The following is a 22,380-nucleotide window of genomic DNA, read 5'->3' as shown; positions in this document are numbered from 1 at the left end:
CTGCGTATGAGAAGGATACTGCTCAAAATCACCAATTCAGCCTGATTTTGAGCAGTTTATTGCACATTTTACTGATGACGGGCGCGCAGGTTATTGATTACCGCGCTGAAGTCTAACTCCTGGTCCTGCAGCAGCACCATCAGGTGATAGATCAGATCGGAGGCTTCATTGGTCAGCTCATGGCGATCGTTAACCGTGGCAGCCAGTGCGGTTTCAACCCCTTCCTCACCCACTTTTTGCGCGATGCGCTTGGTGCCGCTGGCGTAGAGCCGGGCGGTGTAGGAGCTTTCCGGATCGGCGCTCTTACGTGACGCCAGCAGCTGCTCCAGCTGATACAAAAAGGTCCACTCTGCGGCGGCCGGCGAGAAGCAGCTGGAGGTGCCGAGATGGCAGGTCGGACCGATGGGGTTCGCCAGCACCAGCAGCGTGTCGTTATCACAGTCTGGCGTGATGCTGACTACCCGCAGAAAGTTGCCGGAGGTCTCGCCTTTAGTCCATAACCGGTTTTTGGTACGCGAGAAAAAAGTCACGTTGCCCTCGGTCAGGGTTTTTTCCAGCGCCGGCTGATTCATATAACCGTGCATCAGCACTTCGCCAGAGACGTTATGCTGCACAATTACCGGCATCATGCCCTGCGTTTTGTCCCAGTCGAGCTGGGCCAGTTGTTGTTCGGTTAACACGCGCGAATCTCCACTCCGTTGTCGATCAGGAAGCTTTTCAGCTCACCAATATTGATAATCTGCTTATGGAACACCGAGGCCGCCAGCGCACCATCGACGTTGGCGTCGGTAAATGCCTCAAGAAAATGCGGCATAGTGCCTGCGCCGCCGGAGGCGATCAGCGGTACATGACAGACTTCACGCACTTTTTTCAGCTGTACCAGGTCATAACCGTTACGCACGCCATCCTGGTTCATCATGTTCAGCACGATTTCGCCAGCACCCAGCTTCTGCACTTCCTGCACCCAATCCAGCGTTTCCCACTGCGTCACCCGGGTACGGGCTTCGTCGCCGGTGTACTGATTGACCTGATACTTGCCGCTGGCTTCATCGAACCAGGTATCAATGCCGACCACAATGCACTGTACGCCAAAGCGGTCAGCCAGTCGGGTAATCAGCGTGGGATCGGCCAGCGCCGGTGAGTTAACCGAAATCTTGTCGGCACCGAACTCCAGAATGCGCGCCGCGTCTTCCGGGGTTTTGATACCGCCCGCCACGCAGAATGGAATATCGATCACTTCCGCCACCCGCGACACCCAGCTTTTATCGACCACCCGGCCATCAGATGAGGCGGTGATATCATAAAACACCAGCTCATCAGCCCCTTCGGCGGCATAACGCTGCGCCAGTGGCACGATGTCGCCGATGATCTCGTGATTGCGAAACTGCACGCCTTTCACCACCTGGCCGTCACGTACATCAAGACAGGGAATTATCCGTTTTGCCAGCATGAGATAGCCTCCGAAACTGTGAATTTACCTTCCAGCAGCGCACGTCCGACGATTACGCCCTGGACGCCACTGCCGCGCAGGGCCGCGATATCATTAAGTTCACCAATGCCGCCCGACGACTGGAAGGCAATATCCGGGAAGCGAGCGGTCACTTCCTGATAAAGTGCAACGTTTGAGCCGCTCAGGGTGCCGTCGCGGGATATATCGGTGCACAGCACATGTTTCAGGCCGACCGGCTGAAAATCAGCGATCACCTGCTCCAGCGTGACGCCCGCCGCTTCCTGCCAGCCGCTGATCGCCACTTCTTTGCGGTTGTCAGCATCAATACGCACGTCCAGCGCCAGCACAATCGCCTCTGCGCCAAACTCGGCAAACCACCGTTTTACCTCGTCAGGCTGTTTTACCGCGGTCGAACCGACCACTACGCGGCTGGCACCGGCGTCCAGCAGCGCCTTCACATCGTCACGATGACGAATGCCGCCGCCGACCTGCACAATCACGTCGACACCGTCGAGCAGGGTTTTCAGCAGCGCAATCTGCCGCTTCGCCGGATCTTTCGCGCCGGTTAAGTCCACCAGATGCAGCACCGTGGCGCCTTCCTGCGCATACTGCTGCAGGCGCGGCAGCGGATCGCTGCCATAATCGCGCTGCTGGCCATAATCGCCCTGATGCAGACGGACCACTTTGCCGTCGATTAAATCTAACGCGGGGATAATCATTACATCTCCAGGAAGTTTTTCAGCAACTGTGCGCCCGCTTTGCCCGAGCGTTCCGGGTGGAACTGTACGCCGAAGAAGTTATCTTTCTGCACCGCCGCGGTGAAGGCTTCACCGTAGTGACACTGGGCGATAGTGCTGGCGTTGACCGGCATCGCGTAGCTGTGCACGAAGTAGAAGTAGCAGCCTTCGTCAATGCCACGGAACAGGTGATTGCCCGCCTGCGCGGTAATCTGGTTCCAGCCCATGTGCGGCAACGGCAGACCGTGCGTCTCCATCAGCGAAACCGGCTGGTCGATAATACCCAGCGTCGGCACGCCGCCGTTTTCATCACTGCCGCGTCCCAGCAACTGCATGCCGAGACAGATGCCCAGCACCGGCTGGGTGCAGGCTTTGACCAGATCGATCAGGTCACGCTCTTCCAGCTGATTCATCGCCGCCTGCGCCGTACCCACTCCCGGCAAAAACAGTTTGTCGGCGCGCAGCACCACATCGGGATCGCGGCTGACGTCCGGGGTAAACCCCAGACGCTCAATCGCCCACTTTACCGATGAGAGGTTGGCGCAGCCGGTATCCATGATCACCACGTTCATCACAGCACTCCTTTCGAGCTCGGCAGCGTATTACCTTCAACGCGGATCGCCTGGCGCAAGGTGCGGCCAAAGGCTTTAAACAGGCTTTCGACGCGGTGATGATCGTTTTTACCCTTGGTTTTAAGATGCAGGGTGCTCATCATGGCGTAGGAGAGCGAACTGAAGAAGTGCTCAACCATTTCGGTGCTCAGGTCACCGACGCGCTGATAGTTGAATTCCGCTTTAAATTCGATATGCGGCCGGCCGGAGATATCCAGCGCACAGCGTGCCAGACACTCATCCATCGGCAGCACAAAGCCAAACCGGCCAATGCCGCGTTTGTCGCCCAGCGCTTTGAGCAATGCTTCACCCAGCGCCAGACCGGTATCTTCTACCGTGTGGTGATCGTCGATGTAAAGATCGCCTTTCACTTCGATATGCATGCGGAAACCGCCGTGTACCGCAATCTGGTCCAGCATGTGATCAAAGAAGCCGACGCCGGTGTTAATTTTGCTGCCGCCTTCGCGATCCAGCCACAGCTCGACCCGCACCTGGGTCTCTTTGGTATTACGCTGCACCAGCGCATGGCGATCGCGCTGGGTCAGACGCTGCTGAATGGTCTGCCAGTTTTCCCCTTCGGCACCGTAACGGATCGGCTGAATGCCCATGTTCTCTGCCAGCTGCACATCGGTCAGGCGATCGCCAATCACGTAGCTGTTGGCGGTATCCAGTGCGCCTTCGGCCAGCCAGGCTTCTACCATTTTGGTTTTCGGCTTGCGGCAATCACAGTTTTCCTCCGGCAGGTGCGGGCAAATCAGCACCTGATCAAACGCGATACCCTGCGAGGTCAGCACCTGCATCATCAGATTATGCGGGCCGTCAAAGTCCGCCTGCGGGAAGCTTTGGCTGCCCAGTCCATCCTGATTGGTGATCATCACCAGACGGTAACCGGCGGCCTGCAACGCCAGCAGCGCCGGGATCACGTCCGGCTCAAAGGCCAGTTTGTCCATGCGATCCACCTGAAAATCTTCAGGCGGCTCAGAGATAAGGGTGCCGTCGCGGTCAATAAAAAGGGTCTTCTGGCTCATGCTTGCTCCACAGATAAGGCTTGCAGCGCGGCGATCACACGCTCGCACTCTTCACGCGTGCCGATGGAGATGCGCAGGCATCCCGACAGGCCCGGATTTTTGTTCTGGTCACGCAGGATAATGCCCTGATCCCATAAGGTTTTAAACACTTCTGGTGAATCGGTAAACCGCGCCAGCACGTAGTTGGTTTCACTGGCGAAAACCTGCTCGACGCAGGCCAGCTTCGCCAGCGCCGCCAGTAACCAGCTGCGGTTGTCGTTGAGCTGTGCCACATGTTCACGCATCAGGGCGATGCCTTGCTCGCTCAGCGCCTGACCGGCCACATCCGCCACCGGCGTCGCCAGCGGGTAGGGGGCAATCACCTTCATCAGCAGATCAATCACCGGCGGGTTGGCCAGCGCAAAGCCACAGCGCAGGCCAGCCAGCGCAAAGGCTTTCGACAGGGTGCGCAGGATAACGAGGTTCGGATACTGTTTCAGCCAGCCGGTCAGTGTCGCCTGCGGGCAGAACTCAATATAAGCTTCGTCTGCCACCACCAGCGCTTTGCCGGCGGTCATTGCCAGCAGCTGACGGATATCATCCTGATTGATCAGGTTACCGGTCGGGTTGTTCGGGCTGCAGAGGTAAACCACCTTGACGCCTTCCAGCTGGTCGGCGATGGCGGGCAGATTAAGCTGCCAGTCGGCCAGTGCAGGCACCGTGCGATACTCAATGCCGATGGTTTCCGCGCTGACGCTGTACATGCCGTAAGTCGGTGGACAGAACAGAATCGCGTCCTGGCCCGGCTCACAGAATGCCCGCATGATCAGTTCAATCGCCTCGTCGGCACCGCGGCTGACCAGCACCTGCTCCGGATTCAGGCCGGCATAGGCCGCGTAACGCTCAATCACGAGTTTGGGCTGGCATTCCGGGTAGCGGTTCAGCGTCTGCTGCGACAGCTCAAACGGCACCGGCAGCGGAAACTCGTTGGCATTGAGCCAGACATCACCGTTGCCACCCAGCCGGCGTGCCGACTGATAGGGCGTCAGCGCGCGAACGTTGGCGCGCGCCAGTTGCTCGATATTCTGGCTCATGCTTGCTCCTTCAGTGCGGCAACGCGCAGGGTGACGGCGTTTTTGTGGGCATCCAGCTGCTCGGCGGCAGCCAGTGTTTCAATGGTGGCGGCCAGGTTGAGGAAGCCCTGCGGGGTCAGCTCCTGTACCGTCATGCGTTTCTGGAAATCAGCCAGACCGAGGCTGGAACAGGTCGAGGTATAACCGTAGGTCGGCAGCACGTGATTGGTTCCCGACGCATAGTCACCCGCCGATTCCGGCGACCAGTCGCCGAGGAATACTGAACCGGCACTGGTAATTGACTCCACCAGCTCGCGCGGCTGGCGGGTCTGCAGGATCAGGTGCTCCGGGCCATACTGGTTTGAAATCTCTACACACTGCTGCAGGTCGCGCGCCACGATCAGACGACTGCTCTCCAGCGCCTGACGGGCAGTGGCGGCACGTGGCAACTGCGCCAGCTGCTGCTCGACTGCGTCAGCGACCGCGTCGGCCAGCGCCCGCGAAGGTGTCAGCAGGATGACCTGCGAATCCGGACCGTGCTCGGCCTGGGACAGCAGATCCGAAGCGACAAAGGCGGGCGTGGCGCCCTCATCGGCAATCACCAGCACCTCTGATGGACCGGCCGGCATATCAATCGCCGCCCCGTCCAGTCGCTGACTGACCTGACGTTTCGCTTCCGTCACCCAGGCGTTGCCCGGACCAAAAATTTTATCTACCCGCGGAACCGTTTCGGTGCCAAAGGCGAGGGCGGCAATCGCCTGCGCGCCGCCGACCTGAAACACCTCTTCAACGCCACACAATTGGGCAGCATAAAGGATCTCATCAGCAATCGGCGGCGGTGAGCAGAGCACCACGCGCCCGCATCCGGCAATGCGCGCTGGCGTTGCCAGCATCAGCACGGTAGAGAACAGCGGCGCAGAGCCGCCAGGAATGTAGAGCCCGACCGATTGAACCGGGCGGGTAATCTGCTGGCAGCGTACGCCCGGCTGGGTTTCAACATCGACCGGCGGCAGGATCTGCGCATTGTGGAAGGTTTCGATGTTGGCGACCGCCACCGCCATCGCCTGTTTCAGCGTATCGCTGAGCCGGGCACTGGCGTCGCTGATCTGCTGCGGCGTAACGCGCAGATTCTCAACCTGCGCCTTATCGAAGCGGGCGCTGAAGGTGCGCAGGGCCTCATCGCCGTTGGCCTTTACCTGCTCCAGCACCTCACGTACCGTCTGGGTCACATTCTCTGAGGCGGCAATAGCCGGACGTAACAACAGCGCCTGCTGCTGTTCTGCGCTGCATTGCTGCCAGTCAATCGGGGTAGAAAAGGCCATGGCTTACTCCATCATCTTCTCAATTGGCAGCACCAGAATTGAACTGGCACCCAGCGCTTTCAGTTTTTCCATCGTTTCCCAGAACAGGGTTTCGCTGCTTACCATGTGCATCGCCACGCGGCTGACGTCACCGGCCAGCGGCAGCACGGTCGGGCGCTCGGCACCGGGCAGCAGGCTGATGACCTCTTCCAGCCGCTCGCTTGGCGCGTGCAGCATGATGTACTTCGATTCACGCGCTTTAATCACGCCCTGAATACGGGTCATCATCTTGTCGATCAGCTCCTGTTTGGCGGCAGGCATCTCGCCGTCGCGCTGAATCAGCACCGCTTTCGAGCGGTAAATGACTTCGACTTCGCGCAGACCGTTGGCTTCCAGCGTGGCACCGGTCGAGACCAGATCGCAGATCGCATCCGCCAGCCCGGCGCGGGTTGCCACTTCAACCGAACCGTTCAGCATACAGGTTTTGAAACTGACGCCTTTTTTATCGAGGTACTGCTTTAACAGATGCGGGTAAGAGGTGGCGATGCGGGCATTATCGAGGCATTGCGGACCGGTATATTCATCATCAACCGCCATCGCCAGCGACAGACGGCAACCGCCAAAGTCGAGGCGACGCAGCGTGAAGTAGCGCGGGTCTTCACCCTGGGCACGGCGAGACAGCAGCTCTTCTTCCAGCACGTTCTCGCCAATAATCCCGAGGTCGACCACGCCATCCATCACCAGGCCAGGAATATCGTCATCACGCACCCGCAGGATATCGATCGGCATGTTCTCCGCAAACGCAATCAGGCGCTGTTGCTGAAGGTTGATTTTAACGCCGCAGCGCGCCAGCAGTTCGCGTGAATCATCACTTAAACGGCCGGATTTCTGCATAGCTATGCGTAAACGGGTGTTATCTAACATGGTTCCTGTCCTCTTTAAGCCTATTCCGGTAGGCGTATATTGTTGCAGTCAGTCTGGTCACGGACCGCGCGCAACAACCGAAACGTACACGCAGTACGTGAGGATGGTGAGCACTGCCCAGGCCAGAGTGGCAAATAAAATAGCCTGATGGGATTGGCTATTATTCCTGTCCTGATTGGTGTATTTGCGTCAGCCCATAAAAAAACCCCCGGAAGACGATCTTCCGGGGGTTCTCTTGCGTTCGCACCACTGGAAGATCTTAAAAGTCTTCCAGCACACATCGCCTGAAAGACTAGTCAGGATGATGGTGGTGGTGATGGTTGAACTGAACGCGTGTCATAAAAAATTCCGTTGATGAATGAGTATTCATTTGTGAGGTTTAACCTAGCGAAGATGGCCGCGATTGGCAACCCTTTTTTAACCCGGCAGTTCGGAAAGCACTGAAACAGGTTGTTCTGGTTTGCAATCCGGGGGCAAACTACGTTGAAGTCAGGGTTGATGTTTTACGCCAGGAGTCAAAATGAAGAAGGTCGCAATTGTGGGGCTGGGTTGGTTAGGCATGCCGCTGGCCACGGCGTTGACCGCGCGAGGCTGGCAGGTGACCGGCAGCAAAACCACGCCGGATGGAGTAGATGCGGCGCGCCGCTGCGGCATCGAAGCCTTTCAGCTGGAGCTGACGCCGGAACTTATCTGTGATTCCGCCGACGTCGAGCCACTGTTCAACGTCGATGCGCTGGTGGTGACGTTACCCGCCAGCCGCACGGCGGAGGGGGGCGAAGCCTATCTGCAGGCGGTCCAGAACGTGGTGGACAGCGCACTGGTCTATAACGTGCCGCGCATCATCTTTACCAGCTCGACCTCGGTGTACGGCAGCGGATCGGGCATCAAGCGCGAAACCAGTCCGCTGACGGCCGAGACCGTTGCCGGTAAAACGCTGGTTAAACTGGAGAACTGGCTGCACGATCTGCCGGGCACCAGCGTCGATATTGTCCGTCTCGCCGGGCTGGTGGGACCGAAGCGCCATCCGGGCCGGTTTCTGGCCGGTAAGCAGGATGTGGCGAATGGCTCCCAGGGCGTTAACCTGGTGCATCTGGATGACGTGGTTGAGGCGATTACGCTGCTGCTGCAAACGCCAAAAGGGGGACGGGTCTATAACCTGTGCGCCGCAAAACATCCGTCGCGCGATACCTTTTATCCGGCAGTCTCCCGCCAGCTGGGGCTGCAACCGCCACACTTCGCCCCGGAAACCGCTAACGAAAGCGGCAAACTGATTGATGGCTCCCGCATCTGCACCGAGCTGGGCTTTGAATATCGTTACGACGACCCGGTGAAGATGCCGCTGGAGTAAAAAGCACTTGAGGAAGATGGCAAGGCTGCTGTTCCGGGCGCAGGTCACCGGAACAGCCAGTAAGCCAGACCACTTCTGATGCCTCATAGTTACAACATACTTTAATCAGTAACAACCAGCCGGCGCCTGCCCCGACCACGCTTTTCAGCTGAGCACGCCGGGCAGGGCGCGCAGGCGCCTGATCACACGCCTAACCGATCGCGAATGGCGTACCACACTGCGCCCATGGCGGTCAGTGGCACCTTGAAACGTCGTCCGCCCGGAAACGGCAGGTGAGGCAGGCGCGCGAAGGCATCAAAGCGTTCGGCATCACCGCGCAGCACTTCGCTGATCAGCTTGCCGGACAGATGAGTGCTGGTCACGCCGTGGCCGCTGTCGCCCTGCATGAAATAGACATTATTCTCCAGCCGGCCAAACTGCGGCATACGCGACAGCGTTAACAGGAAATTACCGCTCCAGCTGAAATCCAGCTTCACATTCTGCAACTGCGGAAAGGTGCGGCGCAGCTTTGGCCGGATCAGCGCTTCGATATCGCCCGGCTCCCGCGCGCCGTAAACCACGCCACCGCCATACAGCAGCCGGTTATCGGCGGTCAGACGAAAATAGTCGAGCAGATAATTACAGTCTTCCACGCAATAATTATTCGGCAACAGCGACAGCGCCTGATCGGGTGATAGCGGCTCGGTGGCCACAATCTGCGAGCCGCACGGCATGCTTTTACCGCTCAGTCTGGGTTCAACTTCAGTGGCCAGATAGGCATTTCCGGCGAAAATCACGAACTTTGCGCTGACCTCGCCGTGCGCGGTTTTCACCCGATTCGGCGAACCGTAGGCCACTTTCACTGCGGCGGACTGTTCATAGATGCGTCCGCCGTGCCGCCGAATCGCTTCCGCTTCACCCAGCGCCAGATTGAGTGGATGCAAATGGCCGCCGCGTCGATCCAGCAGCCCGCCGACGTAACGCTCGGTTGCCACTTCACGACGAATCCCGCGCTCATCCAGCAACTCCAGATCATAATTGCCATACTGCTGCCATAATGCTTTCTGTTTACGCAGGTGCGCCATCTGGCGGGCATTCAGCGCCGCGAAAATGCCGCCGGGCCGGTAGTCGCAGGCAATGGCGTAACGATCAATACGATCGCGGATGATCTCTGCTCCCTCAAACATCATGCTGCCCAGCATGCGCGCGCTCTCTTTACCGTAACGCTGCTCAATCACGTCGACATCGCGGCTGTAGGAATTGACCACCTGACCGCCGTTGCGCCCGCTGGCACCAAAGCCGATGCGCGCCGCTTCCAGCACCACCACCTCGTAACCCGCTTCGGTCAGATGCAGCGCCGCCGACAGGCCGGTAAAGCCGCCGCCAATAATGCAGACATCACACTGAATGCTCTCCTGCAACGTCGGCCACGGCGCGTGCGGATTGGCGGTCGCGGCGTAATAACTCTCCACGTAATTCATAACAACCTCCTTGATGCGCTCAGAAATTGGCAGGCGTATGGGCACTGACAATGCGGCAGGGTTCGTCAGACGTATTGGTAAAACTGTGTGGCAGTCCGGTATCAATCACGTAACTTTCACCGGCGTACAGGTGAAAGCTCTGACCGTTAATCACTAAGGTGATCTCGCCCGCCAGCAGCGTGCCGGTCTCTTCTCCGGGATGACGCAGTTTTTCGCCGGTGCTGGCACCGGGCTGATAAGTTTCCAGCAGCATGCCCAGCGAGCGCTGCGGATTGCCGTTTTCGACCAGCTTCAGCGAGACACCCTGACTGCCGATCTCCAGCAAATCGTCGGGCCGGACAATCACTTTAGGCGTGGCGTCGGCTTTCGGTTCCGAGAAAAATTCCGACAGTGAGAGCCCGTATACCTTTAATAGCTTCTGTAAGGTACTGACCGCCGGACTGACCTTATCCTGCTCAATGGTGCTGATAGCGCTGTGGGTCAGGCCCGCCAGTTCAGCCACGCGGCGCTGCGACAAACCCAGCGCCTGACGGATCTGCGACAGCCGGCGTCCGGGTGCCAGCGTGGCGTCATTCATGATCTTTTTCCTTATGAAAGCGAAGTGCGGCCTGGATAAAACCGTCAAACAGCTGACGCGAGCCGGTTGTGCGATCCGCCTGCCATTCCGGATGCCACTGCACCGCCAGCGCGAAGGGATGATGGCGCAGGCTGACCGCTTCAATCAGCCCGTCCGGCGCGCGTGCTTCAACCCGCAGCTGCGGGCCCGGTTCGCGGATGCCCTGATGATGCAAAGAGTTAACCTGCAGCGGTTGCGAGCTGTCGAGCAGGGAACTGAGCAACCCATCGGCTTCAATCGTCACCGGATGCGCCGGGGCGTACTGCTGATCCAGCGGCTGGGTCTCATCTTCATGATGGCGCTGGAACTGTTTTTGCTGGCTGAGATCGCGCCACAGCGCACCGCCATTAGCCACCACCAGCTCCTGCATTCCACGACAGATACCCAGCATCGGCATCTTTCGGCTGGTGGCCCAGGTAATCAGCTGGAAGGCGAGACGATCGCGACCCGGATCGGCATGCGACTCTTCTCCCGCTTCACCGTAATGCCAGGGTTCGATATTGCTCGGACTGCCGGTCAGCAGCAGGCCATCCAGCACCGTCATAGCGTTTTCTAATAGCTGGGGAGCGTTCATCAGGCTGTGGGGCAGGGCAAGCGGAACGCCGCCCGCGAGGATCACCGCGTCAGGGTATTTGTTGTGCACCGTTTGCGTCGGATGGCCACCGATGTTGCTCTGGCACATCACTACGCCAATCAAAGGTTTGTCAAAAATAATGCCCATTTCACGTCCTCGCATCGCTGTTCGAAATATCTACCGAAAGGGCACGTCTGGCGGTTAAGTGTGCAATATTTTGTCAATCTAGCAATCTGCTGTTTGTTCTTCAAACAGATTTGTTGCATTTGCACACTTTTTATGTTGGCGCTATGTTAGAGGAGTGGCTGTTATTTTGAGCATTGCGCAAACCGAATAGGGGCGGGTGAGATCATGACTAACCTGGTAGAAATGGAAGACTTCACGCTTCACAGTGAAGAGAAACGAACCAGCGCGTTCCAGCTTGAGGTTAAAGCCTGGCTGGAGCGCCATCCTGGAACGCAGTATGTCGACATTCTGTTAAACGATTTAAACGGTGTCTTTCGCGGTAAGCGCATTCCCGTCTCAGCGCTGCCAAAGCTGGAAAAGGGCTGTTACTTCCCCGCCTCAGTGTTCGCCATGGATATCCTCGGCAACACGGTAGAAGAGGCCGGACTCGGCCAGTCTCTGGGCGAACCTGATAACCTTTGTCTGCCCGTCGCGGGCACCTTAGTTCCCTCCGCTTCCGATCCTCAGCACATTGCGCAACTGCTGCTCACCATGTGCAACCAAGATGGCACTCCCTTTGACGTTGAACCCCGAAATGTCCTTAACCGGCTGTGGCAACAGCTGCGTAACCGAGGTCTGTTTCCGGTGGTAGCGGTAGAGCTGGAGTTCTATCTGGTGGATAAAAAGCGCGATGCCGAGGGCTTCATCCAGCCGCCGTGCGCGCCGGGCAGCGATGAACGCAATATGCAGAGCCAGGTCTATTCGGTCGATAATCTTGATCATTTCGCCGATGTGCTGCGCGATATTGACGATCTGGCGCGTCAGCAGGGCATTCCGGCCGATGGTGCGCTGGCTGAAGCGTCACCGGGTCAGTTCGAAATCAACCTGCATCACACCGGCGACGTGCTGCGCGCCTGCGATCACGCGGTGCAGCTGAAACGGCTGATCCGCCAGGTGGCCGAAAATCACGGCATGACCGCCACCTTTATGGCCAAACCGTATGAGGAGTATGCGGGCAGCGGCATGCATGTACATATCAGTATGCTGGATGCCGCCGATCATAACGCCTTCGCCTGTGATGACGGCAGTGACTCGCCGCTGATGAAGCGCGCGCTGGCCGGCATGATCGACCTGATGCCCGCCTCGATGGCGCTGCTGGCACCTAACGTTAATGCCTATCGCCGCTTTGTGCCGGAGGCTTACGTGCCGTTGCAGGCGTCGTGGGGCCATAACAATCGCACTGTGGCATTGCGGGTGCCGTGCGGTGATATCGATAATCATCGCATCGAATACCGGGTTGCGGGCGCGGATGCCAATCCTTATCTGGTGGTATCGGCGATACTGGCCGGGATGCTGCACGGCCTGGATACCCAACTGCCGTTGCCGCAGCCGGTGACCGGCAACGGTCATCACGCCGAAGGTCTGGCGCTGCCGATTCGGCAGAGTGAAGCCCTGTATGAGTTCAACAACAGCTATCCGCTGCAAAAATTGCTCGGCGAGCGCTTTGCCAGCGTCTGGTATAGCTGCAAGAATTATGAACTGATGCAGTTCGAACGGCTGATAACCGCCACCGAGATTGACTGGATGCTGAAAAACGCCTGATCACTTTTTTTTGCATCCGGTGCCCCGGTGGCTTGTATTTTTGCCCCAGGATGAGGCAGAATACGCGGCCTGCAAAATCAGACCATAACCGACGCTTACCGCGCCGGTTATTTTTTTTGCATCCTGTTTTAACAAATAGTTTTTCGCTGACTTAACCGAGGCCGGGCACGCACCCGGATAGATAAACACTGAAAACACGCGTTAGCGTGAGATTGAGGATACAAAGATGGGGATGTTTTCCACACTGCCAGCCCAGGCTGGTGCGCGTTTTCGTGATGACTACGGCGCCGCGTTGATCACCAACCTTACTCCCTGTCGCTTAATGCGCAGTTGCCCTGTGACCCAACCCAGTCAGGTTGTTGCGCAGGAGGGACTGAAGCATGTCGCTTAACACCTCCGCTGCACCACAGCGTGCACAGCTGAAAAAAACGCTAACGTTACTTCCGGTCGTCATGATGGGCTTAGCCTACATGCAGCCTATGACGCTGTTCGATACCTTTGGCATCGTTTCCGGGCTGACCGACGGTCACGTCGCGACGGCTTACGCTTTCGCGCTGATTGCGATTCTGTTTACTGCCGTGAGCTACGGTAAGCTGGTACGCCGCTTCCCCTCTGCGGGCTCCGCTTATACCTACGCTCAGAAGGCGATCAGTCCGCACGTCGGCTTTATGGTTGGCTGGTCATCCCTGCTGGACTACCTGTTCATGCCGATGATCAACATCCTGCTGGCGAAAAACTATTTCGAATCGCTGGTGCCCGGCATTCCTTCGTGGATATTCGTGGTGCTGCTGGTCGGCTTTATGACGCTCTCCAACCTCAAGGGCATCAAAACTGTCGCCAACTTTAACAGCGTGATCGTGGTGCTGCAGGTGATTGTGATGGTCGGGATCACGGCGATGGTGATCTACGGTGTGGCGAACGGCGTTGGTGCCGGTACGCTGGCCAGCAGTAAACCGTTCTGGTCTGAGAATGCGCACGTGGTGCCGATGATCACCGGAGCGACGATACTCTGTTTCTCGTTCCTCGGCTTTGACGGCATCAGCTCGCTGTCAGAAGAGACCAAAGATGCAGAACGTACCATTCCGCGTGCGATTTTCCTGACCGCGCTGATTGGTGGCGTGATCTTTATTATCGCCTCCTACTTCCTGCAGCTCTACTTCCCGGACATCACGCGCTTCCAGGACCCGGACTCCTCTCAGCCTGAAATCATGCTGTTTGTGGCCGGTAAAGCGCTGCAGGTCGGCATCCTGATCTTCTCGGTGGTCACGGTGCTGGCATCCGGTATGGCGGCGCATGCCGGCGTATCACGTCTGATGTATGTGATGGGCCGTGATGGCGTGTTCCCGGAGCGTTTCTTCGGTTACATTCATCCGAAGTGGCGTACCCCGTCGCTCAACGTGCTGCTGGTGGGTGCGATTGCGCTGATGGCGATTAACTTTGATCTGGTAACCGCCACGGCGCTGATTAACTTCGGTGCGCTGGTGGCCTTCACCTTCGTTAACCTGTCGGTGATTGCCCAATTCTGGATCCGTGAGAAGCGTAACCGTACGCTGAAAGATCACCTCCAGTATCTGGTGCTGCCGCTGCTGGGTGCGTTGACGGTCGGTGCGTTGTGGGTGAACCTGGAAGAGAGTTCAATGGTGCTGGGCCTGATCTGGGCGACCATTGGCATTATCTATCTGGCGTTCGTCACCCGCAGCTTCCGTAATCCGGTGCCGCAGTTCAGCGAAGAGGTTTAATCGCGCTAAACCTCGCCGCCTTCCCGCGCTAACAACGGGAGGGCGGCGAAAGTGTTAACCGGCGAGCACCAGCTCCCAGTGCCCGGTGTTCAATGCCAACCGTCCCGCCTCACTCAACTGACTGTCGGTCACCACCAGATCAAACTTCTCCAGCGGCAGGGCCAGAAAGGTCGCAATCTTGTTGTATTTCGAACTGTCGCTCAACAGCACCCGCTTACTGCTCACCTCGCTGACCGTCTGCTTCACCGTCACCTTATCTTCATCCGGCGTAAACAGCCCGCGCGGCCCCCAACAGGAGGCGGAAATAAAGGCGATGTCGATCGCCAGATGACGCAGGCTGCGCGCTGCCGACTCGCCGACGCAGGAACGGTTCTCGCGGCAGACCGTACCGCCGGTGTGGATCACCCGGCAGTGACTGGCTTCCATCAGCAGGTTAGCCACCATAAAATCATTGGTCACCACCAGCAAATCATCCCGATCTACCACCTCCCGCGCCAGCGCCAGCGTCGTGGTGCCGGCATCCAGATAGATGCAGCTATTGCGCGGAATGTGCTGAGCGGCATAGCGACCAATCGCGCGCTTCTCATCGTTATACAAGGCGCTTTTGGTCAGGTGTGACGGTTCGGCCGCCAGCCGATCCGCCGACCTTACGCCACCTGACACCGACAGCACCGCGCCTTGCTCCTCCAGCTTTTGCACATCACGCCGGATAGTCATGTGCGACACGCCCAGCCGCTCGGTCAGTTCAGCAATGCTCACCACGCCACGATCGGCCACCAGCGCCAGAATCTGTTGATGACGTTCAACCGGAATCATTTTCGCTCCCTGAGTTTTATCATTTTTTCACATTGTAGAGCATCTGCCGGTCGTGAAGAACAAAAAATAACAGCCTGCGCCAGCGGTTAAACCGGCTGAAAGTGCCCGCAAGGCGGCGTTTTCAGGGACGATGAGAGATGTTAAGAATTGTTCCCGATCACATCACAGATGTTTTTTTGTGAGTTGCCACACGTTTTTGCCGGGGTAAAGCTGGCAGGATTAACAGTAACAAACAAATAATCACTTAATTTAACAGTGGAGGCCGACAGTGCCAGTCGAAAATATCTGTGTTATCGGGTTAGGTTCCATGGGCATGGGTGCCGCGCAATCCTGTATCCGCGCCGGTCTTAACACCTGGGGCGTCGATCTGAATCCCGCCGCGCTGGAGAGCCTGCGCCAGGCGGGCGCACGCGATGCGCAATCCTCCGCCGCCGCCTTTGCTGACCAGCTCGACGCGGTGCTGCTGCTGGTGGTGAATGCGCAGCAGGTGAACGCCATTCTGTTTGGTGACGATGGCCTGGCCGCGAAGCTACGGCCCGGCACGGCGGTAATGGTGTCATCAACGCTCTCGGCGCAGGATGCGCAGCAGATTGAACAGCGGCTGGCACCACATCAGCTGCTGATGCTCGACGCGCCGGTCTCCGGTGGGGCAGCCAAAGCCGCCAGCGGTGAGATGACGGTAATGGCGTCCGGCAGCGAAGAGGCTTTTACGCAGCTGCAACCGGTGCTGGATGCGGTGGCGGCCAAAGTCTATCGGGTGGGCAGCGACATCGGCCTCGGCTCGACGGTGAAAATCATTCATCAGCTGCTGGCCGGGGTGCACATCGCTGTTGGGGCAGAAGCGATGGCGCTGGCGGCACGGGCGGGCATCCCGCTGGAAACCATGTATCAGGTGGTTACCCATGCCGCCGGTAACTCGTGGATGTTCGAAAACCGCATGCGCCACGTGGTGGACGGTGACTACAGTCCGAAGTCGGCGGTCGATATCTTCGTCAAAGATCTCAACCTGGTGGCGGATACCGCCAAATCGCTGCATTTCCCGCTGCCGCTGGCCTCGACCGCGCTCAATATGTTTACCGAAGCCAGCAACGCCGGTTATGGCCGTGAGGATGACAGCGCGGTAATTAAAATCTTCAGCGGCATCACCCTGCCTCAGGGTAAGGAGAATACCTGATGCGTCTTGGAGTGATAGCCGATGATTTTACCGGTGCGACCGACATCGCCAGTTTTCTGGCGCAAAACGGCCTGACCACCATTCAGTTCAACGGCGTACCGGCCGGCGATCGGGTCGTCGGGGCGCAGGCGATAGTGATCAGCCTGAAGAGTCGATCCTGCCCGGCAGAGCAGGCGGTAGCGCAGTCGCTGGCGGCGCTGGCGTGGCTGCAACAGCAGGGCTGTGAGCGCTTCTACTTTAAATACTGCTCCACCTTCGACAGCACCGCGCAGGGCAATATCGGCCCGGTGACCGATGCGTTGCTGGCCGCGCTGGGCGAAAGCCTGACGGTGATCTGTCCGGCGCTGCCGGTGAACGGGCGCACGGTGTATCAGGGGCATCTGTTTGTCGGCGATCGGCTGCTGTCGGACTCCGGCATGCGCCATCACCCGGTCACCCCGATGCACGACAGCAACCTGCTGCGTCTGATGACGGCGCAGGCCACCGGTCAGGCCGGGCTGATCGCTGCCGCGCAGGTCGATCAAGGCGCGGAGGCAGTGCGTCAGGCACTGGGCCAACTGGCGCAGCAGGGCATTAACTATGTGGTCATCGACACGCTGAATGAACAACATCTGCTGACCCAGGGCGAGGCGCTACGCGATCTGCGGCTGGTGACCGGCGGTTCCGGGCTGGCAATCGGGCTGGCGCGCCAGTGGGCGCTGGCCGGAGCGGATGCAGCGGCGGCGGAGCAGGCAGGACGACCGCAGGGCGATCGTGCGGTGGTGCTTTCCGGCTCCTGCTCGCAGATGACCCAACGCCAGGTCAGTGTCTATCGCCAGCTGGCACCCGCTCAGGAAGTGCAGGTCGAACGCTGCCTGCAGGATGCTGACGGCTACGCCCTGCAGCTGTGTGACTGGGTAGCAGCCAACAGTCATCAGGCACTGGCGCCGCTGCTGTTTGCGACCGCTGACGCGCAGCAGTTGCAGCTGATTCAGCAGCAATATGGTGCCCGGCGCAGCAGTGAGGCGGTCGAGCAGCTGTTTGCCGCCGTAACCCGTGAGCTGCAGCGGCGCGGCTGGCAGCGCTTTATCGTGGCGGGCGGCGAAACCTCCGGCGTGGTGGCTCAGAGCCTGGGGGTGACGGCGTTTCATATCGGCCCGACCATCTCGCCTGGCGTGCCGTGGGTGCGTGATATTCAGCAGCCACTGTCGCTGGCGCTGAAGTCCGGTAACTTTGGCGATGAAGACTTTTTCCGCCGCGCGCAAACGGAGTTTCCCCATGTCTGAATCTTTCTCTTTAGCCGAGCAGCAGGCGCGTGACGAAATGGTCCGGCTCGGCGCCTCCTTCTTTCAGCGCGGCTACGCCACCGGCTCGGCCGGCAATCTGTCCGTGCGGCTGGAAGATGGTAATCTGCTGGCGACGCCCACCGGCTCCTGCCTCGGTGAGTTGCAGGGTGACCGCCTCGCTAAAGTCACCCCGGACGGCGAGTGGCTCTCCGGCGATAAACCGTCCAAAGAGATCGCCTTTCACCGCGCGCTCTACCTGAACAATCCCGACTGCAAAGCGGTGGTGCATCTGCACAGTCATTACCTGACGGCGCTCTCTTGTTTACAGGGGCTGGACCCGGAAAACTGCATCCGTCCGTTCACGCCGTATGTGGTGATGCGGGTCGGGGATGTGCCGGTGGTGCCGTACTACAAGCCGGGCGATCAGCGGCTGGCGGAAGATCTGGCGCAGCTGGCACCGCGCTACCGCGCCTTTTTGCTGGCCAACCATGGGCCGGTGGTAGTGGGAAAATCATTGCGTGAAGCGGCAGATAACACCGAGGAGCTGGAAGAGACGGCCCGGCTGATTTTTACCCTTGGCGACCGCGCCATCCGTTATCTCAACGACGCCGAAGTGGCTGAGTTAAGGAGCCGATAATGCCTAAGTTTGCTGCCAATCTGTCGACCCAGTTTACCGAACTGCCGTTTGCTGAACGCTTCGCTGCCGCAGCGGCCGCCGGTTTTGGGGCGGTGGAATTTCTGTTTCCCTATGACTATCCCGCAGAACAGCTGCAGCAGTGGCTGGATGAGAACCAGCTCCAGCTGGTGCTGTTCAACACCGCGCCTGGCAACATTGCCGCGGGCGAGTGGGGCGTTTCCGCCATTCCCGGCCGTGAAGCGGAAGCCAGAGCGGATATCGATCGCGCCCTGCAGTATGCGCTGGCGCTCAACTGCCCGCAGGTGCATATCATGGCGGCCACGGTGCCGCCGGGAGCCGATCGCCAGCGCTATGCTGAGACCTTTATCAGCGCGATGCGTTATGCCGCTGAACGCTTTGCGCCGCACGGCATCAACCTGCTGATTGAGGCACTGAACCCGACCACTAAGCCGAACTATCTCTATTCCAGTCAGTATCAGACGCTGGAAATGGTGGAGCAGATCGATCGGCCCAATGTGTTTACCCAGCTCGACCTGTTCCACGCGCAGTTAGTGGATGGCAACCTCAGCCATCTGATTCGCCACTACGCCGGGCGCTATCGTCACGTACAGATCGCCTCAGCACCGGATCGCCATGAGCCGGATGAGGGGGAAATTAACTACCCGTGGCTGTTTACCCTGCTGGATGAGGTCGGCTATCAGGGCTGGGTCGGCTGCGAATACTTCCCGCGAAGCAGCACCACCGCTGGCCTCGGCTGGTTTGCCCGCTGGCGTGCACGCCGTTAATCACCTGCACCGCTACTCACACCGATTGTCAGGCAAACGGTGTGAGTCCTGCTGCAGCTTAATCACACCAGTGTTCAATCAATAAATATATAAATTACTGAAAATTATAATTAATAAGAGGTCTGCCGATGTCCACTACGCTGCTGTTATCCATCGCGCTGGTCAGCGTGATTCTGCTGTTGCTGCTGGTAATCAAAGCCAAAGTCCATCCCTTTATTGCGTTACTGATCGCCAGCCTGTTTGTCGCCATTACTACCGGTATCCCGGCTGAAAACATTATGAAAGTGATCCTGGGCGGGATGGGCAGCCTGCTCGGCAGCATTGCCGCAATAATTGTACTGGGGGCGATACTCGGCGCGATTATTGAAGCATCCGGCGGCGCTGATCGGCTGGCAAACCGCTTCGCGCAGCTGTGCGGACCGCAGCGCATGGTCGCGGCCTTAACCACCGTAGCCTTTATTCTGGGATTGCCGGTGTTTTTTGACGTCGGGTTTATTATCGTGGTCCCGCTGATTTATGGCTTTACCAAAGTGATGCGCGTCTCACCGCTGAAGTTTGGTTTGCCAATGGCAGGCATGATGCTGATGGTGCATGTTACGGTACCCACCCATCCAGGACCGGCCGCCGCCGCCGGTTTGCTGAATGCCGATCCTGGCTGGTTAATGATGGCCGGGATAGCACTGTCGATACCGACAGGCATTGCCGGTTATTTCGTGGCTAAGGCGCTTAATCTTAAAAAATACCATCTTTCTGTTCAGGTACTGGAGCAGCTGCAGCTTACCGAACCCACCGCCCAGACGACATCTGCCAGCGGTAAAGATGCGCCGGGCGCCTTGCTGATTTCGGGCTTAATTTTATTGCCGATTCTGCTGATCATGCTGGGTACGTTATTGCCGCCGCATCTTACCCCCGATAGCCTGCCACTGAAGATTCTGACGTTAGTGGCATCGCCAGCTGTGGCATTGTTGATTACCCTGGCGCTTGCAGGATGGTTACTGGGACTGCGTCGTGGCTGGACCAAAGAGAAACTGGAAACGCTGTCAAACAACGCGATATCCACCGCTGCCGGGGTGATTTTAGTCTCAGGTGCCGGGGGCGCGTTCGGCAAAGTGCTGGTGGAATCGGGCGTAGGCAAAGCGCTGGCCAGTTCATTGCAGACGATTCATCTGCCGTTGATCCCGGCTGCGTTTATTCTTTCACTGGCGCTGCGTGCTTCACAGGGGTCGGCCACGGTGGCGATTGTCACAACCTGTGGATTGTTAAGTACCGCCGTGACCGGGCTTGGCGAGATGCAACTGGTGCTGGTCGCCCTGTCAGCCTGTTTTGGTGCGCTGGGCCTGTCACACGTTAATGATTCCGGCTTCTGGGTGGTCACCCGTTATCTTGGTTTGTCGGTTGCTGATGGGTTACGCAGCTGGACAATACTGACCACGATGATGGGACTGTGCGGTTTTGCGCTGACCTGGCTGGTATGGGTAATGATGTAATGCGGTAACGTGGCGGGACCGCGAACAGTTGCGGTCCCGACCTTAGCCGGCAGCAGAAACGGCCGGGCAGTTTCGGGGCTAAGAAACCAGCTCCTGCGCATAGAGATAGAGCGCTTTTAACTGCCCCAGCTTCTCCGGATCGGCTTCATGCAGACTCGCCAGTGACTCCAGCTCCTGCAAAAACGTCTGTACCCGCTCAGCATTGAGCACCTCGCGCCGATGCTGCAACCAGCGCTGCTGTTCCGCATCATCCAGCGTGCCGGGGAAGTTACGCGCCCGATAACGGAACAGCAGTTTCGCCACGCGCGCGCTGTCGAAGGTTAAATCCAGCGCCGGCAAATTAGCGGGTGCGGTCTGGCGGATAATGTTCATGCCCGCGCGATCGGCATCGCTGAAAAAGCCATCGTACAGCTGGGTGTCAACATCGTCCGACGGGGTAAACGGTTCGGCGTCAGCAAACAGCGTCACCAGCTTTTCGCGCACCTCTGGCTGCTGACGCAGCAGCGCCAGATTCGCCAGACAGTGCTGACGATCGATACCCAGCCGGGCGGCATCCTCCGGACGCAGCGTATTGGCCGGTGCCAGCACCGGACACTTGTTGATATGAACCAGCTTAACCGGCACTGCCGGCAGATCGCCGAGATCGTTTTTCGGCGTATAGAGCCGCTCGCGCAGGGTATCGGCATCCAGCTGCAGCAGCGGTGAGATATCACCGGCCAGATCGACCACAATCAGCGCATTGCGGTTATCCGGGTGCCAGGCCAGCGGAACCACCCAGCTGGTGTTGCCGCGTGCCGCGCCGAACATGCCGGACACGTGCACCAGCGGCTTCATCTGCGGGATATCAATCAGGTTCATCAGCTTGTTTTTGTTACGGTGGGCAAACAAAAACTCAAACAGCTTAGGCTGCTTCTCTTTCACCAGCCGGGCCATTGCCAGCGTGGCATAGACATCAGACATCGCGTCATGGGCATTTTCATGCGCTACGCCGTTGGCTTTGGTCAGATGTTCCAGCCGGAAGCTGGGAAAGCCTTCTTCATTTTCTGGCCAGTTAATCCCTTCCGGACGTAACGCATAGCAGGCCCGCATCACGTCGAGCAGATCCCAGCGCGAGTTGCCGTTCTGCCAGCTCCAGCCATAGGGATCGTAGAAGTTGCGGTAGAAGATATTGCGTGTCACTTCATCATCAAAGCGCACGTTGTTATAGCCGACCACGCAGGTTTGTTCGGTGGTAAACAGAGCATGAATGCGTTCAGCGAACTCCGCTTCAGTCACGCCGCGCGCCACCGCCACCTGTGGCGTGATGCCGGTAATCATCACCGCTTCCGGCTGCGGCAGATAGTCATCCGGCGGACGGCAGTAAAACACCTGTGGCTCACCAACCGGATTAAAATCGCTGTCGGTACGCAGACCGGCGAACTGTGCCGGCCGATCGCGTGAAGGGCTGGTGCCGAAGGTCTCGTAATCGTGGAAGAGGAATGTTGGCTGTACTGAATTGTCTTTCACTGTATCAAAGTATCCACGTTTGTTTGCTTATCCTTATGTTTTTACTAATAAATATTACAAAAGCCAGAACCATTCGATTAGGTATGTACAAGGTTGAATGTTG

Annotated in this window: 22 protein-coding genes and 1 other annotated feature; of the genes, 8 read left to right on the top strand and 14 right to left on the bottom strand. The window is 58.3% G+C overall.

What is annotated here, in order from left to right; genetic code table 11:
* Positions 1 to 68: 68 nt before the first annotated feature.
* From hisIE to hisL, 9 genes are all read right to left on the bottom strand, one after another.
* Complete coding sequence (gene hisIE, locus AC6I8D_RS13130) at positions 69 to 680, bottom strand: bifunctional phosphoribosyl-AMP cyclohydrolase/phosphoribosyl-ATP diphosphatase HisIE (protein ID WP_312056048.1); 612 nt, start codon at positions 678 to 680, stop codon at positions 69 to 71.
* The gene (gene hisF, locus AC6I8D_RS13125) at positions 674 to 1,450 is read right to left on the bottom strand and encodes an imidazole glycerol phosphate synthase subunit HisF (protein ID WP_312056049.1); all 777 of its coding nucleotides are present in this window, start codon (positions 1,448 to 1,450) and stop codon (positions 674 to 676) included. The genes hisIE and hisF overlap by 7 nt, the downstream gene beginning before the upstream one ends.
* Positions 1,432 to 2,169: a 1-(5-phosphoribosyl)-5-[(5-phosphoribosylamino)methylideneamino]imidazole-4-carboxamide isomerase gene (hisA, locus tag AC6I8D_RS13120; RefSeq protein WP_312056050.1), complete on the bottom strand. Its 738-nt coding sequence runs from the start codon at positions 2,167 to 2,169 to the stop codon at positions 1,432 to 1,434. The genes hisF and hisA overlap by 19 nt, the downstream gene beginning before the upstream one ends.
* On the bottom strand, positions 2,169 to 2,759 hold the full coding sequence (gene hisH / locus AC6I8D_RS13115) for an imidazole glycerol phosphate synthase subunit HisH (protein WP_497820323.1): 591 nt from the start codon (positions 2,757 to 2,759) through the stop codon (positions 2,169 to 2,171). Before hisH ends, hisA begins: the two co-directional genes overlap by 1 nt.
* Positions 2,759 to 3,826, bottom strand: coding sequence for a bifunctional histidinol-phosphatase/imidazoleglycerol-phosphate dehydratase HisB (gene hisB, locus AC6I8D_RS13110; RefSeq protein WP_312056051.1), 1,068 nt, complete (start codon positions 3,824 to 3,826; stop codon positions 2,759 to 2,761). Before hisB ends, hisH begins: the two co-directional genes overlap by 1 nt.
* Positions 3,823 to 4,899, bottom strand: a complete 1,077-nt coding sequence (gene hisC / locus AC6I8D_RS13105; RefSeq protein WP_497820322.1) for a histidinol-phosphate transaminase — start codon at positions 4,897 to 4,899, stop codon at positions 3,823 to 3,825. The genes hisB and hisC overlap by 4 nt, the downstream gene beginning before the upstream one ends.
* The gene (gene hisD, locus AC6I8D_RS13100) at positions 4,896 to 6,200 is read right to left on the bottom strand and encodes a histidinol dehydrogenase (RefSeq protein ID WP_497820321.1); all 1,305 of its coding nucleotides are present in this window, start codon (positions 6,198 to 6,200) and stop codon (positions 4,896 to 4,898) included. The genes hisC and hisD overlap by 4 nt, the downstream gene beginning before the upstream one ends.
* A gap of 3 nt (positions 6,201 to 6,203) precedes the next feature.
* Positions 6,204 to 7,103 carry an ATP phosphoribosyltransferase gene (gene hisG, locus AC6I8D_RS13095; RefSeq protein ID WP_031375359.1) on the bottom strand — a complete coding sequence of 300 codons (900 nt, stop codon included), beginning with the start codon at positions 7,101 to 7,103 and terminating at the stop codon, positions 6,204 to 6,206.
* A gap of 196 nt (positions 7,104 to 7,299) precedes the next feature.
* Positions 7,300 to 7,420 (bottom strand) — a sequence feature (His leader region).
* Positions 7,396 to 7,443 (bottom strand): his operon leader peptide, encoded by a 48-nt coding sequence (hisL, locus tag AC6I8D_RS13090; RefSeq protein WP_100396937.1) that lies wholly within the window; start codon positions 7,441 to 7,443, stop codon positions 7,396 to 7,398. Its footprint overlaps the feature before it by 25 nt.
* Before the next feature lie 180 nt (positions 7,444 to 7,623).
* On the opposite strand from hisL, the gene AC6I8D_RS13085 reads away from it, so the two are divergent.
* The gene (locus AC6I8D_RS13085) at positions 7,624 to 8,451 is read left to right on the top strand and encodes an SDR family oxidoreductase (protein ID WP_312056054.1); all 828 of its coding nucleotides are present in this window, start codon (positions 7,624 to 7,626) and stop codon (positions 8,449 to 8,451) included.
* Between the two features lie 182 nt (positions 8,452 to 8,633).
* On the opposite strand, the gene AC6I8D_RS13080 is transcribed toward AC6I8D_RS13085, so the two are convergent.
* Genes AC6I8D_RS13080 through puuD form a run of 3 tightly spaced genes read right to left on the bottom strand, consistent with a single transcriptional unit; the run spans position 8,634 to position 11,248 of the window.
* Positions 8,634 to 9,911, bottom strand: a complete 1,278-nt coding sequence (locus tag AC6I8D_RS13080) for an NAD(P)/FAD-dependent oxidoreductase (RefSeq protein WP_312760236.1) — start codon at positions 9,909 to 9,911, stop codon at positions 8,634 to 8,636.
* 19 nt (positions 9,912 to 9,930) lie between these two features.
* Entirely contained in the window at positions 9,931 to 10,488 is a 558-nt protein-coding gene (gene puuR, locus AC6I8D_RS13075) for an HTH-type transcriptional regulator PuuR (protein ID WP_031375362.1), read from the bottom strand.
* Positions 10,481 to 11,248, bottom strand: a complete 768-nt coding sequence (gene puuD, locus AC6I8D_RS13070) for a gamma-glutamyl-gamma-aminobutyrate hydrolase (protein WP_497820320.1) — start codon at positions 11,246 to 11,248, stop codon at positions 10,481 to 10,483. The genes puuR and puuD overlap by 8 nt, the downstream gene beginning before the upstream one ends.
* Positions 11,249 to 11,452: 204 nt before the next feature.
* On the opposite strand from puuD, the gene AC6I8D_RS13065 reads away from it, so the two are divergent.
* On the top strand, positions 11,453 to 12,868 hold the full coding sequence (locus AC6I8D_RS13065) for a glutamine synthetase family protein (RefSeq protein ID WP_497820319.1): 1,416 nt from the start codon (positions 11,453 to 11,455) through the stop codon (positions 12,866 to 12,868).
* A 380-nt stretch (positions 12,869 to 13,248) separates the two neighbouring features.
* A complete protein-coding gene (locus tag AC6I8D_RS13060) occupies positions 13,249 to 14,607 on the top strand; it encodes an APC family permease (protein WP_312056058.1) in 1,359 nt (452 codons plus the stop codon).
* A gap of 54 nt (positions 14,608 to 14,661) precedes the next feature.
* Here AC6I8D_RS13060 and ygbI read toward each other — a convergent pair whose 3' ends face one another.
* On the bottom strand, positions 14,662 to 15,423 hold the full coding sequence (gene ygbI / locus AC6I8D_RS13055; protein WP_312056059.1) for a DNA-binding transcriptional repressor YgbI: 762 nt from the start codon (positions 15,421 to 15,423) through the stop codon (positions 14,662 to 14,664).
* Positions 15,424 to 15,691: 268 nt separating this feature from the next.
* On the opposite strand from ygbI, the gene ltnD reads away from it, so the two are divergent.
* The 5 genes from ltnD to AC6I8D_RS13030 all read left to right on the top strand — a co-directional run bounded on the left by ltnD (position 15,692) and on the right by AC6I8D_RS13030 (position 20,771).
* A complete protein-coding gene (gene ltnD / locus AC6I8D_RS13050; RefSeq protein ID WP_497820318.1) occupies positions 15,692 to 16,597 on the top strand; it encodes an L-threonate dehydrogenase in 906 nt (301 codons plus the stop codon).
* Positions 16,597 to 17,862, top strand: a complete 1,266-nt coding sequence (otnK, locus tag AC6I8D_RS13045; RefSeq protein ID WP_497820317.1) for a 3-oxo-tetronate kinase — start codon at positions 16,597 to 16,599, stop codon at positions 17,860 to 17,862. The genes ltnD and otnK overlap by 1 nt, the downstream gene beginning before the upstream one ends.
* On the top strand, positions 17,855 to 18,499 hold the full coding sequence (gene otnC, locus AC6I8D_RS13040; protein ID WP_069729547.1) for a 3-oxo-tetronate 4-phosphate decarboxylase: 645 nt from the start codon (positions 17,855 to 17,857) through the stop codon (positions 18,497 to 18,499). The genes otnK and otnC overlap by 8 nt, the downstream gene beginning before the upstream one ends.
* Positions 18,499 to 19,284, top strand: coding sequence for an HPr family phosphocarrier protein (locus AC6I8D_RS13035; RefSeq protein WP_497820316.1), 786 nt, complete (start codon positions 18,499 to 18,501; stop codon positions 19,282 to 19,284). Before otnC ends, AC6I8D_RS13035 begins: the two co-directional genes overlap by 1 nt.
* 128 nt (positions 19,285 to 19,412) lie before the next feature.
* The gene (locus tag AC6I8D_RS13030; RefSeq protein WP_497820315.1) at positions 19,413 to 20,771 is read left to right on the top strand and encodes a GntP family transporter; all 1,359 of its coding nucleotides are present in this window, start codon (positions 19,413 to 19,415) and stop codon (positions 20,769 to 20,771) included.
* Positions 20,772 to 20,849: 78 nt separating this feature from the next.
* On the opposite strand, the gene sbcB is transcribed toward AC6I8D_RS13030, so the two are convergent.
* Positions 20,850 to 22,277 (bottom strand): exodeoxyribonuclease I, encoded by a 1,428-nt coding sequence (sbcB, locus tag AC6I8D_RS13025; protein WP_497820314.1) that lies wholly within the window; start codon positions 22,275 to 22,277, stop codon positions 20,850 to 20,852.
* Positions 22,278 to 22,380: the final 103 nt, after the last annotated feature.

The organism is Pantoea sp. X-Soil-MYKO-1785, assembly GCF_059730675.1.
This window is presented reverse-complemented; position numbering and strand designations above follow the sequence as displayed.

Coding starts and splice junctions, on each gene's coding strand:
- hisC (WP_497820322.1), bottom strand. CDS start 4,899: ATGAGCCAGAATATCGAGCAACTGGCGCGCGCCAACGTTCGCGCGCTG.
- AC6I8D_RS13065 (WP_497820319.1), top strand. CDS start 11,453: ATGACTAACCTGGTAGAAATGGAAGACTTCACGCTTCACAGTGAAGAG.
- AC6I8D_RS13080 (WP_312760236.1), bottom strand. CDS start 9,911: ATGAATTACGTGGAGAGTTATTACGCCGCGACCGCCAATCCGCACGCG.
- hisA (WP_312056050.1), bottom strand. CDS start 2,169: ATGATTATCCCCGCGTTAGATTTAATCGACGGCAAAGTGGTCCGTCTG.
- AC6I8D_RS13035 (WP_497820316.1), top strand. CDS start 18,499: ATGCCTAAGTTTGCTGCCAATCTGTCGACCCAGTTTACCGAACTGCCG.
- puuR (WP_031375362.1), bottom strand. CDS start 10,488: ATGAATGACGCCACGCTGGCACCCGGACGCCGGCTGTCGCAGATCCGT.
- AC6I8D_RS13030 (WP_497820315.1), top strand. CDS start 19,413: ATGTCCACTACGCTGCTGTTATCCATCGCGCTGGTCAGCGTGATTCTG.
- hisB (WP_312056051.1), bottom strand. CDS start 3,826: ATGAGCCAGAAGACCCTTTTTATTGACCGCGACGGCACCCTTATCTCT.
- otnK (WP_497820317.1), top strand. CDS start 16,597: ATGCGTCTTGGAGTGATAGCCGATGATTTTACCGGTGCGACCGACATC.
- hisG (WP_031375359.1), bottom strand. CDS start 7,103: ATGTTAGATAACACCCGTTTACGCATAGCTATGCAGAAATCCGGCCGT.
- puuD (WP_497820320.1), bottom strand. CDS start 11,248: ATGGGCATTATTTTTGACAAACCTTTGATTGGCGTAGTGATGTGCCAG.
- hisF (WP_312056049.1), bottom strand. CDS start 1,450: ATGCTGGCAAAACGGATAATTCCCTGTCTTGATGTACGTGACGGCCAG.
- hisH (WP_497820323.1), bottom strand. CDS start 2,759: ATGAACGTGGTGATCATGGATACCGGCTGCGCCAACCTCTCATCGGTA.
- AC6I8D_RS13085 (WP_312056054.1), top strand. CDS start 7,624: ATGAAGAAGGTCGCAATTGTGGGGCTGGGTTGGTTAGGCATGCCGCTG.
- otnC (WP_069729547.1), top strand. CDS start 17,855: ATGTCTGAATCTTTCTCTTTAGCCGAGCAGCAGGCGCGTGACGAAATG.
- ygbI (WP_312056059.1), bottom strand. CDS start 15,423: ATGATTCCGGTTGAACGTCATCAACAGATTCTGGCGCTGGTGGCCGAT.
- AC6I8D_RS13060 (WP_312056058.1), top strand. CDS start 13,249: ATGTCGCTTAACACCTCCGCTGCACCACAGCGTGCACAGCTGAAAAAA.
- hisD (WP_497820321.1), bottom strand. CDS start 6,200: ATGGCCTTTTCTACCCCGATTGACTGGCAGCAATGCAGCGCAGAACAG.